At 51.9% G+C, this 14,171-nt stretch carries 11 protein-coding genes and 2 tRNA genes; 6 read left to right on the plus strand and 7 right to left on the minus strand.

Annotated features, from left to right (window positions below; all coding sequences use genetic code 11):
• The first annotated feature begins 5 nt into the window (after positions 1–5).
• Positions 6–1,187: a geranylgeranyl reductase family protein gene (locus NUS69_RS05305; RefSeq protein ID WP_258084974.1), complete on the plus strand. Its 1,182-nt coding sequence runs from the start codon at positions 6–8 to the stop codon at positions 1,185–1,187.
• Here NUS69_RS05305 and topA read toward each other — a convergent pair whose 3' ends face one another.
• The gene (gene topA, locus NUS69_RS05310; RefSeq protein WP_258084739.1) at positions 1,188–3,344 is read right to left on the minus strand and encodes a DNA topoisomerase I; all 2,157 of its coding nucleotides are present in this window, start codon (positions 3,342–3,344) and stop codon (positions 1,188–1,190) included.
• Positions 3,345–3,424: 80 nt separating this feature from the next.
• Here topA and NUS69_RS05315 point away from each other — a divergent pair, with 80 nt between their 5' ends.
• Together NUS69_RS05315 and NUS69_RS05320 are read left to right on the plus strand one after the other, a co-directional pair.
• Positions 3,425–3,745 carry a cupin domain-containing protein gene (locus NUS69_RS05315; protein WP_258084740.1) on the plus strand — a complete coding sequence of 107 codons (321 nt, stop codon included), beginning with the start codon at positions 3,425–3,427 and terminating at the stop codon, positions 3,743–3,745.
• Between the two features lie 101 nt (positions 3,746–3,846).
• A tRNA-Pro gene (locus tag NUS69_RS05320) sits at positions 3,847–3,924 on the plus strand.
• A 770-nt stretch (positions 3,925–4,694) separates the two neighbouring features.
• Here NUS69_RS05320 and NUS69_RS05325 read toward each other — a convergent pair.
• Positions 4,695–4,771 (minus strand) — tRNA-Thr (locus NUS69_RS05325).
• Positions 4,772–4,797: 26 nt separating this feature from the next.
• Positions 4,798–5,394, minus strand: a complete 597-nt coding sequence (locus NUS69_RS05330; RefSeq protein WP_258084975.1) for an RNA ligase partner protein — start codon at positions 5,392–5,394, stop codon at positions 4,798–4,800.
• Positions 5,395–5,454: 60 nt separating this feature from the next.
• On the opposite strand from NUS69_RS05330, the gene NUS69_RS05335 reads away from it, so the two are divergent.
• Both NUS69_RS05335 and NUS69_RS05340 read left to right on the plus strand, forming a co-directional pair.
• Entirely contained in the window at positions 5,455–6,663 is a 1,209-nt protein-coding gene (locus NUS69_RS05335) for a hypothetical protein (RefSeq protein ID WP_258084741.1), read from the plus strand.
• A 97-nt stretch (positions 6,664–6,760) separates the two neighbouring features.
• Positions 6,761–6,931 carry a class III signal peptide-containing protein gene (locus NUS69_RS05340; RefSeq protein ID WP_258084742.1) on the plus strand — a complete coding sequence of 57 codons (171 nt, stop codon included), beginning with the start codon at positions 6,761–6,763 and terminating at the stop codon, positions 6,929–6,931.
• 3 nt (positions 6,932–6,934) lie between these two features.
• Here NUS69_RS05340 and NUS69_RS05345 read toward each other — a convergent pair whose 3' ends face one another.
• The 4 genes from NUS69_RS05345 to NUS69_RS05360 form a co-directional block, all read right to left on the minus strand.
• Positions 6,935–9,250, minus strand: a complete 2,316-nt coding sequence (locus NUS69_RS05345) for a TRAP transporter permease (protein ID WP_258084976.1) — start codon at positions 9,248–9,250, stop codon at positions 6,935–6,937.
• A 2-nt stretch (positions 9,251–9,252) separates the two neighbouring features.
• Positions 9,253–9,708, minus strand: coding sequence for a DUF1850 domain-containing protein (locus tag NUS69_RS05350; protein ID WP_258084743.1), 456 nt, complete (start codon positions 9,706–9,708; stop codon positions 9,253–9,255).
• A gap of 15 nt (positions 9,709–9,723) precedes the next feature.
• Complete coding sequence (locus NUS69_RS05355) at positions 9,724–10,758, minus strand: TAXI family TRAP transporter solute-binding subunit (protein ID WP_258084744.1); 1,035 nt, start codon at positions 10,756–10,758, stop codon at positions 9,724–9,726.
• A gap of 160 nt (positions 10,759–10,918) precedes the next feature.
• Complete coding sequence (locus NUS69_RS05360; protein WP_258084745.1) at positions 10,919–12,832, minus strand: KamA family radical SAM protein; 1,914 nt, start codon at positions 12,830–12,832, stop codon at positions 10,919–10,921.
• 418 nt (positions 12,833–13,250) lie between these two features.
• On the opposite strand from NUS69_RS05360, the gene NUS69_RS05365 reads away from it, so the two are divergent.
• Positions 13,251–14,069 (plus strand): D-aminoacyl-tRNA deacylase, encoded by an 819-nt coding sequence (locus tag NUS69_RS05365; protein WP_258084746.1) that lies wholly within the window; start codon positions 13,251–13,253, stop codon positions 14,067–14,069.
• Positions 14,070–14,171 lie beyond the last annotated feature (102 nt).

Here is a 14,171-nt window from a genome sequence, read left to right on the forward strand (position 1 = left end):
ACGAGATGAAATACGACGTTGTGGTGGTCGGAGCAGGGATAGCCGGACCAATTGTTGCCAGAAACGTTGCCAAAGCCGGGTTCTCTGTCCTGCTAATCGATAAGAAGCCCGCCATCGGCACGCCCAAGCAGTGTGCCGAAGGAATAAGCATGACCGTGTTCAAAAAGTACGACATCCCCTACGACAGGCGTTACATCAACCGCGAGATCTACGGTGCCAAGCTCTACTCTCCCAGCGGATACGAGCTTGAGCTCCGCTACAAGGAAGCCAGCGGCGTTATCCTCGAAAGGAAGGTCTTCGACAAGATGCTCGCCTACTATGCGGCAAAGGCTGGGGCAGATGTTCTCGCCAGAACCGAGGCGGTGGATGTCATTAAGAAGGACGGCAGAGTGGCTGGAATAAAGGCCAAGCACGAGGACGAGCCGGTCGAGATTTATGCGGACGTCATAGTCGCCGCCGACGGCGTCGAGAGCAAGATAGCCAGAAAAGCCGGCATAAACACCTACGCCCCTCCCCACGAGTTTGACTCCTCATACGAGTACGAGATGCTCATAGAGGGCTTTGACCCGGACTTGATTCACCTCTGGTTCGGCAACGAGATAGCGCCGAGGGGCTACGTCTGGGTCTTCCCGAAGGACGAGGATAGGGCCAACGTCGGCATAGGAATAAACTCCGACAATCCGCAGACCGCCAAGTACTACCTTGACAAGTGGCTAAAGGAGAACAACATACCTGCCAAGAAGCTCCTTGAGATAAACGTCGGTGTCGTCCCGGTTGGAGGCTTCGTGAAGGAGCTCGCCAAGGACAACGTGGTTGTAGTCGGTGACGCTGCCAGACAGGTCAACCCGATGCACGGTGGCGGAATGGCCGAGGCCATGGAGGCTGGAACCATAGCGAGCAAATGGATAGTGAAGGCTCTCGAAGAGGAGAACATTTCGCTCCTCCAGAACTACACGAAGGAGTGGTGGGAGACCGACGGAAAAAGGCTTGAGAAGGTCCTCAAGGTCAGGAAGGTCACGGAGAAGCTCACCGATGAAGACCTCGACCTCTTCATCCAGGTACTTGGTAGCACTGACGCGGAGAAGATAGCAAGCGGCAATTACGGAGAGGTCATAAAAGCCCTCCTGAAGCATCCAAAGGTCATCCTGAGCCCCAGGAGGATAAAGCTTCTTAGGGAGTTGCTATAATCATCTCTTACTCTTCTTCCAATCCCTGCAGTTCATGTCAACGCATATCTCGTACTCGCGGCCCTTTTCACGTATTTTGACCACCGGAGCACCGTCGCAGCAGGTCTTGTCCGTGGGAATTATCTCGCCGCGCTGGAGGAGCGGGTAGGTGACGTTGCACTTCGGCCAGTTGGAACAGCCGACGAAGCGCTTGCCGGTCTTCCTGTTGTATCTCACCACGAGGTCACCGCCGCACCTGGGGCACTTGCCTACCACGAGCGGGCTTTTTCTCCTCTCCCCCTCTACCGACTTTTTAACCTCGTTCTCCTCTTCCTCGCTGAGCTCCTTCACCGCGCTGGCCTTTCTGGCGGCAGTTTTTGAGGTAGTTACTCCAGTTCCAGTGGTCTCCATGAGCATCTTTCCGATGTCGAGCTCCCTCTCCTTGAAGACCTTCAGGATTTTGATGAGCTGATCCTTGCTCTCTTCGATTACACCTTCTCTGTCGGCCTTTCCGGCCATGATGTCCTCCATCTTCTCCTCAAAGGTCCTTGTAAGCTCCACGCTCACTATATCGGGCACGTTTTTTTCCAGAGCCTCAACGACGCGCATGCCGAGCGGGGTGACCTTTATCTTCCTCTTGCCCTCTATGTAGCCCCTGCTGTAGAGGGTCTCAAGGATTTGGGCGCGCGTGGCTTTGGTGCCTATTCCAAGGTCCTCCATCTTTTTGATGACTGCCGCGGGGGAGTAGCGAGCCGGGGGCTTCGTCTTCTTCTTCTCGCGCTTTATCTGGATGACCTTTACCGGCTCGCCCTCCTTGAAGGCTGGAAGAATCACCTCGTCGAACTTGACGTACTTGCCGTAGACCTTCAGCCAGCCCTCTTTGACGGTTCTCGCCCCGCTCAGGATGAAGCGGTGGGAGTTGGAGTTTATTACAACCTTCATTATCTCCCTGACGGCAGGCTCCATGAAGAGCGCTAGAAAGCGTCTGACGATGAGGTCGTAGAGGTTGGCCTCGTCCTTGGTAAGCTCTCCGGGTTTCGGCAGTTCACCCGTCGGGTAGATTGCCGGGTGAGCGGGGTCATCCTTCTTGCCCTCGACGGGCTTGAGCCGCTCCTTACCGAGAAGCTCGTGGGCGAAGGGCTTGTACTCAGGCAACTTGGCAAGGTTCTGGAGGATGGAGCGGAAGTTGAGGTTCTTCGGGAGCTTCTGTGAGCTTGTCCTTGGGTAGCTGGTGTGCCCCTTCTCATACAGCTTCTGCGCAATTTCCAGCGTCTTCTTAGGCGAGTACCCAAAGGCGGAGTATGCCTCCCTCTGAAGAGTTCCGAGGTCGAAGGGAACCGGCGGATACCTGTTCTGCCGCTTAACCTCAACCTCCTCAACGAAGGCAGGGCCCTTCTTTGCCTCCTCAACGATGCGCTTCGCCTCGTTTTCATCGAATATACGCTCCTTCTCATAGACGGCGGTGTACTGCTCTCCATTTTTCTCAAGGAGCATCTTTATGACCCAGTACGGTGTGGGCTTGAAGTTCTGGATCTCCTTTTCCCGGTCAACCAGAAACTTGAGCGTTGGCCCCTGAACTCGGCCGGTGGAGAGAACCTGCCACTTGCCGCTGGCACGCTTTATGGCCGAGGTGAGCGCCCTTGACAGGTTCACACCCCAGTACCAGTCGAGGACGTGGCGCGCTATTCCAGCATCGGCCATTCCGAAGTTTATCGTCGGTTCGAGGTTGTACCAGGCCCTGAGGAGGTCTTTCTTGGTGAGTGCGGAGAACTTCATGCGCTTTGCCTTTGACGGGTCAACGCCGCAGGCGTATTTTAGGGCGGTGTAGCCTATGACCTCTCCTTCGGTATCGTAGTCGCAGGCAACGACGAACTCGTCTGCCCTCTTGGCGAGCGTGGCCAGAGCTTTGATGTAGTCCTTGGCGTAGCTTTTGCCCTTCTCCGCGACGTAAACGGGGACCCATTCAATGTCAAAGACCGGATAACCATAGGTTCTGGTCTTCGGTGCGAGCGAGAAGAGGTGGCCGACGGCGGGAGCCACTATTATCCTCTTCCCGTCGCGGGTGAACTCATAGTATGGAACCTTGCCTATGGTCTTTCTTACCGGCCTGCCTTCTGCCAAGGCGTAGGCTATCTTCCTGGCTACGTTGGGCTTCTCAGCTATGATGAGTGTGACCATGACGACACCCTAGATGGTTGGGGAGCCCGCTATAAAAATCCTTTTATAATGCACCACCTAACATCTGAAGGTGAGTTCAGATGTCCAAAATGTCCGAGGTTGAAAACCTGAAGGGCATGGTTGACTACCAAGAAGGCTCCATAGTGAGCAGAACCCTGCTGGACAAGAAGACGGGGAGCGTAACCCTGTTCGCTTTTGACAAGGGGCAGAGACTGAGCGAACATACGGCGCCCTTCGATGCCATGGTCTACGTCCTTGAGGGAGAGGCGGAGATAACGATATCCGGAAGGCACTACAGGCTAAAGGAGGGAGAAATGATAATCATGCCGGCCAACGAACCCCATGCCGTCAACGCTCCCGAGAAATTTAAGATGCTCCTTGTAATGATAAAGTCGGAGTGATAAGTTTCATTTTTATACTCGACCCCTGCCGTTTTTCGTGATGGTGCCACCCGACAACGAAAAGCTTAATAAGGAACCCTTCAATGCACTACCGCGGGCATGGGGCCGTAGGGTAGCTTGGCCCATCCTGCGGGCTTTGGGAGCCCGTGACCCGGGTTCGAATCCCGGCGGCCCCACCACAAGAAACTTTGCCTTCGCAAAGTTTCATCAAAAGTCCGTAGCTCTTTCTTGAATGTGAGTTTGAGGAAGTTTTCTAATTAAAATTTTCTAATTAAAACAATCCAATTATTTTGAGTGGGGACTCCTTTAGAGGCTCATCATAAAGGGGTTTAACTCCAAAAGACGCCCAAAGGGCGTCAGAGGAAAGTAAACCCTTGATAATCTGGGATTTTGTCCATCGTTCTCCACAAAAACAGGCCCCCAAGAGGAAGAAAACCAAGATTTTTCCAAACGTGGCAATGCAGAGAGCTACAAACTTTTGGTCAAGCTTTCCTAAAGCTTGCTCTGTACTCTCAAACCCCCGTAGTGGGGTTCCACCCCACAATCCCGCTTTTTCTCTAAAAACCTGGGAAACTACGTTTCCCCACCTTCCTTACCTCTTAACCCTCAGGGGGGCTAACGCCCCCACACCCCCCAGAACTTTGCCTGCGCAAAGTTGCTGGGCAAAGTTCGTGATTGCTTTTATATGGCTCGTTTGGAGGATTTCTTCAGATATTGCCCTTACTGCTCAGTTGGATTCTGTTTCCGATAGTTCGTTTGAGAAGGGTTCAAGTTTTTAGCGCTCCAAAGGAGCGCGGGTTGAAGTTGAACCCGTTAAAAAGAGCCTTTTTGGCGATGAATCCAACGTACAATCCAACCACCAAAACAAGAAAATCCACCAAAAATCTGCTTACTCAAGAAGAATCACAATCTTTTGATCAAACTTTTGCCCTGCAAAAGTTTGTTGGAGTGGAGCCCCGGGCGGGGTTTGAACCCGCGACCTGCCGCTTACCAAGCGGCCGCTCCACCAGGCTGAGCCACCGGGGCGTCGATGATACCATGCAGACCAGCGTTTATAAATTTTTCCCTCCCATCTTCTCGACGAGTCCTTCTAAAACTTCCCTGAAGTTGGCCGCGTCAATCCACTTGATGCCCATCTTCTGCGCCCAGGTGAGTATCCCAACGTCGGCGGAAACTATAGTTGCATCGAGCTCTTTGGCAAGCAGAATGAGCTCAAAGTCCTCCTTGCTGTCAACTATCCCCTCCCGCAGGGCCTTCCGGTAGTTCCTGCGCAACTTCTGAATTATCCTGTCCACGTTGTCCGTCTCGATGACGCTCTCGCGAACTGCCTTCTCGGCCACACGAAGACCTTTGTCGATGCGCCGCCTTATGTCGTCTATAAGCTCATAGACCACAAAGGCAGGAATCTTGATGTCGTGGACGTTTGGGGGCTTTTTGATTATGTACAGCTCTATATCGGGAAGAAGCTCCTCCTCGTCAACAAAATGCATAACCTCGCGGTAGATGCCCGGAGGCATGTAGAACTCGACCTTTCCAAAGAGCCTCTCGGCATAGCCCAGAAAAGTCCTCATAGCCTCGGTTGGGGAGCCACCGAACCTGTTCCGGATCTCCGGGTTGACGAAAATGCTCGTGTCAAGGACGAACCGCATTGCCACGCTACCACCACAAGCTTATTTAAGTGCGGAAGTTTAAAACGGTTAGGTGAAAGCATGAAGGTCGGAGTTGTTTTTGGAGTCAGCGAACTTGCAAACCCGAAGGCCTTTGAGAAAAAGGCCTCGGAGTTCATAACGACGCTTGCAAAGGAGTTTGAGGTCGTTGGGGGCTTTTTCATCTCGACAAAGAGGGACTTCAAGGAGGCGAAGGAGGAGGTCAACTTCAACGAGGTTGATGCAGTGGTTCTTTACCCGCTCACCGGCGGTACCGAAGGCCCTCTGAAGGAGTTTGCGGTTTACAGACGCCCGACGGTGATCTACGGTGACCCGTTCAACAATTCACTCGCAGCTGGGATAGAGTTGAGGGAGTACTTCAGGGAAAGGCTCGTCCCTTCGACCCTTGTCAAAGACTTCAACGAGCTGAAGGCGGCTCTTTTGGGCTACGAGGACATGAAGGAGACCCTCGATAAGTTCTTAAAAATGAGAATCGGCATAATAGGTAGGGTCTCACCCTGGCTTATCAATGAGAAGTTTGAGCTTCCTTACACGAAGATAAGCCTCAAAAAGTTCTACGAGTACTACGAGGCCACCACCGAGGCGGAAGGATGGAAGGTTGTGGAGGAAATAGTCGGAAAGGCTGTCGAGATAAAGGAGCCCGGCAGGGAAGACCTCGTGAGGGCAGGCAGGATATACCTTGCGATAAAGAAGATACTGGAGGACTACAGGCTGGATGGGTTTACAATTGGGTGCTTTGACATAGTCATGAAGTCCAAAATGACACCCTGCCTGGCGCTGGCCATGTTCAACGCGGAGGGAATTCCGGCCGCCTGCGAGGGGGAACTGAATGCCCTGCTGGGAATGATGATAGTGAGGCGCTTTTTCGACAAGCCAGCTTTCATGGGCAACATAGCCGACTACGGGGAAAGCCACATAATCCTCGCCCACTGCACAGCACCACTCATCGGAAAATACATCATCAGGTCGCACTTCGAGAGCGGCACGGGGGTTGGAGTCGACGTCCAGCTGCCGAGGGGGAAGGCCAGCCTCCTGAAGATACGAGGAAGGAAGGCGGTCGTCGCAGGCGTTGAAGTTATCGGCCAGGAACACAGTGAATTCAGATGCAGAACCCAGATGAAGCTCCGCATAGAGGACGCGATGGACTTCATAGACGGAACCCTCGGGAACCATCACCTCCTCGTCTATGTGGACAGTGAGGTCCTTGCCGATCTGCTCAGCGAGCTGGGCTTTGAAGTCATGCTTTACTAACCTCTTTCAACCTTTGTTCTATATACCGGCCTATTCGATATTGCTCGGCGAAAATTTTATTAACCTTTAGTTATTAATATATGTCGGAGGTGATAGTGTGAAAAAGGCTCAAGCTGCCGTCGAGTACCTGATGATGATCGCAGTTGCCTTGATAGTGGCACTGCTTACTATAAAAGCTGTATTAAGGACTGCAAACTACGCCTCAGCACGGATAAGGGATACCTCTCAAAAAATTGCAGAAACAATGAATGAAATGATAAAAAGCTGAAAATTAGGCGCTCGCTTTTCTTGCTGAAACCCTTGCACCATAGATCCTCATACCAATAAAGAGTGCAAGTTCCAGTGCCACTGGGATCATGTGGAGTGAAGCTGCCACAAGGCTGAGGCCGACTATAATTGCCCTCCCGACCGTTGGAACCTGCAGGTCCTTGAAGTGTCCCGTTATAGCTATTGCCAGCATGTACATTATCAGGATCGTTGCAGCAAAGTAATACAGTACCCTCAGTGCCATCTCTGGGGTCCACTCTGAGACGGTTATGAGGAACATCTCCGGATGGGTGAAGTAGATATACGGTCCTATGTATCCTGCCAGCGCATACTTGACCGAGTTTATGGCGGTCTTCCAGAAGTCTCCTCCCGCCAGCGCTGAACCCGCATAGGCCGCCAGTGCAACCGGTGGTGTCAAATCCGCCAGTATTCCAAAGTAGAACACGAAGAAGTGTGCCGCGAGGAGGGCTATCGCCGTACTGTAACCGGGGACAGGTGCATCGTATATCGGGTTGCCTGCGACCGCAGTGTAAACCGCTGGGGCGGCAACGAGAGAGGTTATAACGTAGTTCGCCGTCGTTGGGACGCCCATGCCCAGGATGAGGCTGAATATCATTGCCATTATCAGGAGCAGGAGCAGGTTTCCGCCGGCGAGGTCAACGAGTTTGTAGCCGAGTGAGGTCACCAAACCTGTCATGGTGAGGACTCCCTGTATAAGGCCTGCACTGGCGGCGGCGAGCATCACGGTAGTGCTGGTCTTGCCCGCGTCTATCATGGACTCATACGTGGCTGAGTACATCTTCCTGCCGCCCTCTGTACGCGATCTGTATCCCACCAGTAGGGAGAAGATTATTCCAAAGGTGCCACTCATCAGGAGAATCTCTTCCTTCCTCATGTAGAGCAGCTTTCCGAGAACCGCCATCAGTATGAAGAGGATGCTTATGTAGAACTTCTCATTGAACTCGGCTTTATCAGTGAAGAGCGCTGCCGCTACCAGAAGAGCAGCGAGTATCAGGAGCACGGCCCCAACAGGGGTGGCATACTGCCTGCTGGTGAACATAAGAATGGTCGTTATAAGCGCTATCGCCACGTAGAAGTGTTCGTGTCCCGGTATCTCGTCCTTTGATATCCAGGCAACCCAGATGGCAATTCCAAGGGAAGACACAGCCGCTATGTGCGGTGCAATTCCCCAGACAAGCGCCACCGTAATGACAACTATCGGGAGCAGGATGTAAATTTTCTTCAGGAAGTAACTCAGGGGTTTAAAGTGCTCCCTGGGCATTCCCTTCAGGCCGAGCCTCTTGGTCTCAAGGTCTATGAAGAGGTAGACGCCTATGTAGTATATCAGAGCCGGCAGGACTGCGGCTATGATGAGCTTGTTGTAGGGCACACCGAGGAACTGTGCCATGATAAAGGCGGCGGCACCCATAACGGGAGGCATCAGCTGGCCGCCGGTTGAAGCGACCGGTTCAACGGCACCAGCTATCTCCGGTGGGTAGCCGGCCTTCTTCATCAGGGGTATTGTGAAAGTGCCCGTTGTCAGGACGTTGGCGACACTGGAGCCGCTGACGGTACCCATGAGTCCGCTTGAAATCACAGCGGCTTTGGCCGGCCCTCCCGGCCTAGTCCCAAAGAGACTTATCATGAACTCCGTTATGTAATCACTAACTCCTATCTTCAGGAGGAACGCCCCGAAGAAAACGAAGGCGAATACGTATATCGTCATGACATAGTAGGGAATCCCGAAAATTCCCTGGTCCAGGTACAGGTACTGGACTATCCTCGTCCAGTTGTAGCCGGCGTCTCTGATACCATAGAGCAGGAAGATAACCACGATCGTGGGAAGAATCCAGCCTATGGCCCTCCTTGTGGCCTCAAGGACGAGTATTATTGCCAGTATTCCAAAGATAACGTCCGTCTGATTCACATCGTAGTACACCATGTACGTGGGCCAGCGCCAGAACTTGTAAAACGCAGCTGCCAGACCCAACAGGATTATCAGATAGTCAAACCATTGAACCTTGGACAGGTACTTTTCCTTTTTCCGGATAGGGTACCTCAGGAAAGCTATGACAAATATCATTCCCAGCACGAAGGCCATTACCTGCTGATCCTGGAAGTCAAGCTTCAGGAACTCCACTTCAATTCCTAGTTTGCTGAATATGGAGTACAGAAGGAACATGAAATTGAAGATAAACAGTATCTCAAAAATCCCTATGAGTATCGAGGCAGAGTTGAGAACCCTATCCAAGGTTTTAGGGAGCGTCCTAGTCGTCTCAAGTTTTATCTTTTTCTCTATGGCCTCAAGGTTCTCTCCCATCTTCAACACCTCCTAATGGTTAAAATGATCCCCGGCATGGCAGTGACCTCTATTCTAAGAACGCCCTCCTGCGGGGGCTGTACAAACATGGGAATTCCATCCATCACAACGGTGACGTTGTTCAGGGGTATAAACCAGTATTCCCAGTGTTTTCCCAGGAACCTGTTCTCCCTTTTAACGTAAAAGTCCCCGTCCCTATAGTCGAAGTCTATAGGCTGTCCCGCCAGGAACTCCTGCCACATTTCCATCGTAAAGTATATTCCGTCACCTGAGACTCTGTACACGTCCACGACCTTTGTAAGGGAGACACTGTGAGTGTAGTGGATCTCCAGCAGGGCCTGATTCCAGATGGGCCTGTAGCATTCGTTCCCATTAAAAGCTACCCCAACCGCGGGGAAAGGGTAAAGGGCCGGCACTATCAGGAGAACGATTAATAAAAAAATGAAAGATTTCCTCAATATCCCACCCCTACATCAGGGTTTGACGCTTTCAGGGACTGTTATTCCCTGCTCTTCGTAGTACTTAATAGCTCCCGGGTGGAGCGGGACCATAAGGCCTTCAAAAGCCTTGTTGATGTCAATCTGCTTCGCTACCGTGTGGGCAGTGGCAAGGTCATCGATGCTCGTGTAAAGTATCTTGGTCATTTCGTAGACCAAGTCATCAGGCAGGTCTTTGTGGACGATAAGGGTGGCCTTAACGGCTATTGTCTGGGCGTCCTCGTCCATTCCGTTGTAGGTTCCCTTAGGTATGGTCACCTTGACGTAGAACGGATAGCCCTGGTCATGGAGTTTTTGAACGACCTCATCGGGGACTGAAAGTATCCTGACCGGAACCTTGACGGCTATCTGGTTGATCGCAGGAGCTGGGTAGGCTATAACTGTAAACTCCGCATCAACCTGGCCGAGAACAAGGCTCTGGGCGGCTTCTTCAAAGGTTTGATAAACGGGCTCGATCTGATCCCAGATTCCAGCAGCCTTGAGAACCCTCTCAGCGGTGGCAGCAACACCGCTTCCAGCGGCACCAACGACGACCTTCTTACCTTTGAGGTCGTAGATGGTCTTAATATCACTGTCGGCCCTCACAACGATCTGGACGGGCTCGGGGTAGAGGGTTCCTATTGCACGGAGATCCTTGATGGGTCCGCTCTTCTCGAACTGATAAAGTCCGTTCCATGCATAATAGGTAACGTCGTTCTGGGCTATCGCCGCCTGGGCCTCACCCTTGCCAACGGCGAGACAGTTGGCAACGCTGGCACCGCTGGTAACTGCCTTGGCATAGATCATGTCACTCTTCTTGTTTATTACCTTTGCATACATCGAACCCAGTGCGAAATAGACGCTACCCGGTCCGGAACCTGTGTAAATGGTTATGATATACTTTCCATCGTCGGTCTTCTCCAGGTTCAGGCCCTGGGTCGTTGTTTCTCCACCGCCGGTCTGAGTACAGCCGGCCGCTATCACGGCCAAAAACAAAACAAAGGTCAAACCAACTGCTGTCCATTTCCTCATCCTTTACCACCCCTTAACGGCTGACGCCCACATATGCGCAGGCGTCTAAAGATGTACATGTATCGCAGTATATGCACACTACATAGTTATATATTTTTTGGCCGATTGAAAGTTTTACATGCTATTAAACAAAAATCAAATGGGAAACAATGAAAAATATTCAGTAGTAGTACCAGATGGTCCAGTAGTCTTTCGGATCCTCACCGATGCTCTCCAGGTAGTCGAGATACTCCTTAATTGGAACGTCTGGGTAGGTGTAGAGCTTGGTCTCGCTGATGCCCTTCTCCCACGGGTGCATGAGGTATATCCTGCTACCGTCGGGTCTTATTCCGACCAGCTCCCTGTCCTGCCATGCACGGAGGTGGTTCTTGCCCATCCTGGGGACGTTGAAGACGGGCTCGTCCGGCCTGAACTGGCCCGGCAGAAGCCTTGCCTCCTCCTTCCTCTCCTGGACGACCCTGGCTATGGGCACGAGGTAGTCCTTCTGCTCTATCTTGCCCTTTGGATAGAAGGTGTAGTACGGGTCGATGCCCACCTTCTTGAGGGCAATCCTGAGGGCCACGTTCTCAAAACGCCTGCTGACGTTTCTTTGGTATACCAGCTGGTTGTAGATGTATATCCCCTGCTTCCTCAGCTTGTACGTGGCCTCGGCGACCTCAGGGGTTACCTCATAGGCGGTCTCGAAGTGGGTCGAGATGGCGACGTTCCTCTTCCCAGGCTCTATGTATGACCCGAGAATCTCGGCGAGGCTGTCGGTTATTCTCATTGGAACCGTGACTAGTATCCTGGTTCCCCAGCGGATGTTCACGACGTGATCCATCTCCGCAAGGCGGGACATTATCTTGTCGATTATCTTGTCGCTGAGGGCTATGGGGTCTCCGCCGGTTATGAGGACATCCATCATGGAGTCGTGCTCGGCGAACCACTCAAGGGCTTTCTCTATCTTGTCCCATCCCGGGAAGGAGCCGGCCATGAATGGCTCAAGAACCTCCCAGTTCCTCTGACAGTAGACACATATCTGCGGGCAGGTGTCATAGGCCTTGAGGATGGCAATGGTGACGTACCTCCTGGTGACAAGGTCTATCGGGGAGGTATCATGCTCACCCATGAAGTCGAAATAATACTCCCTGTCCTCACGGTGGATTATCATGTTGTCCATGTACCACTCCGGCGGCATTACCTGCCTCCTCACGTGCCTGTCGTATTTGTAAGGCTCCTGAAAGTCCCACAGGTGGAGGTAGTGGGGCGTTATTCCCCAAGGGATGCGGTATTTAACGGCCAACTCGACCTGCCTGAGGTCGTCCTCCGGAACCTTGACTATGCCGAGTTCGTTGAGCTCCCTCAGGGTTTCGAGACCCTTCTCCCTCTTGAGGACGTGGGAGAACTGCCAGCGGTAGTCGAACCACTCGTCCTCGGTTATACCAAAGTACTCCATGAGCTGTTCTCTCTGCTTCTTCCTCTTCTCGATAATCTCCCTGTCGAGGCCGCTCGGGTATTTCTTGAGGTAGCCCCTTATGTAGTCCCATTCCTTGTCAAGGTAGTCCGAACGGGCGAGAGCGGCTTTTCTCCCCTTTATCTTGCTGAAGTCCACGAATTTAATACCTGCCGCTTCAAGCTTTGGTCCGAGCCAGCCTTTGGAGTAGCCGCTGACACCGGCCATAGCTTTGAAGAGGTGCCTGAACTCCTCGACGAAACCCTCCGTAATAATGCTCAGAACGTGCTTGTCTCCCCTAGCGGCTTTCCACAGGTATTCCAGCGTGCTGAAGCCCGCCGCTTTCTCCCCGTATTCGGAGATTATGTTCAGGAAGACGCTGGTGGCTTCGATCCCGAGCCATCTGTCTATGGGATCAACGTTAAATTCTCCGTTCTTGTATTTCCAAAGCAATTCCTCTCCAAATTTGGAAAGTCTTTCACGGGCATCCTCTATAGTGTCGCTGGTGAGCAGTATCTCTTTGATTTCAGGCAGGGGTTCAAAAATCTCCATAAAAACCTCGTGATCAACTCCCTGCCTGAGACCCCAGGGGGACTCCTCCACGTTAAATGTGGAGACGGCGCTTTCCATCTGTTTTTCCATATTTTCACCCCCTTCGATACGGCCCTCCGGGACATCAGTGTTCCTGTCCCTTCACGGGTGTCCGGTTATCGTTCCTAGTGAGCTCCCATGGCTATATATATTTTACTTTTTCATGCCAGTAAAACCCGACATTATTAAAATTTTTTGCTAATAATTACGAATATTTTACATATTTTCGGCCAAATTATTGAAAAATTGATAAAACATAATTTAACTTATGTCAAAGTCCCGCCAGCATCTTTACATTAATAAATTCTAAATTTTATATAATTTCAACAATTCGGGGTATGTAATTCGACTTTATTCAAAAAAGGTAAACACCCCCACATCGTTCGTCTCGTCCCCACTGCAGGCATGGCAGGAGTGAAAAACAAAAGCATTATAACCCAAAGCCCCATACTGCGTGCGGGGAAGTAAAATGAGGGTGATAATGACGACCAAAATCGACCTCGCATCGATGAACATCAGAGACAAGCTGATCGATAACTTCGGCTTCACCGAGACGGATAAATCATTCGATGGAAACCCAGTATACTCAAACGGGGACACGCTCATACTGACCACCAACGACGAGATGATATACTACGATGGCCTTGACAGAGCCATTGAGAAACAGCTCGGCTTTGTACCCGAAATCATAGCCTTTGCCTCCAGGCACTCAAGCAAGCAGAAACTGCCCGCACTCACCGTCCACGTGACCGGAAACTGGGGCAAGGGAATATACGGCGGAAAAGATGAGAGCCTCGCCATAGCTCAGCCAAGCGCCATGAAGCTTGCCCTCATGAAAATGAACGAGCTCAACGACCTCGGCTGGACGGTCTGCTACGAAGCAACCCATCACGGCCCGAGCGAGCTTGAAGTGCCGAGCTTTTTTATTGAGATTGGTTCCAGCGAGGAGGAATGGGTGATCGACAGGGCCGGTGAGATAATAGCCGAGACGATAATCCATGTGCTTGACAACTACAAGAAGGCCAAGTTCCCTGTCGCTATTGGAATAGGCGGCGGACACTACGCGCCGAAGCAGACCAAGAGGGCACTTGAAACGGACATAGCTTTCAGCCACATAGCGGCGAAGTACGCCCACCCACTCAGGAAAGAGCTCGTGCTCAAGGCAATTGAAAGGACTGCGGAAAAGGTGGAGGCAATATACGTTGATTGGAAGGGGAGTAAAGGCGAAACACGGCAGATGGCTAGGGCTCTCGCCGAAGAACTGGGCTTGGAGTTCATACGGGACTGAATAATCGAAATCTTTAAAGATGTTGAGCGGGATTTTAAAATCAGCACTCGCCCTTAGCTAAATTTATATACTACCTGCCTACAAAGTGAAACAGATGTTAAA

This window comes from Thermococcus thermotolerans (genome assembly GCF_024707485.1).
GTDB classification, from domain to species: Archaea; Methanobacteriota_B; Thermococci; order Thermococcales; family Thermococcaceae; genus Thermococcus; species Thermococcus thermotolerans.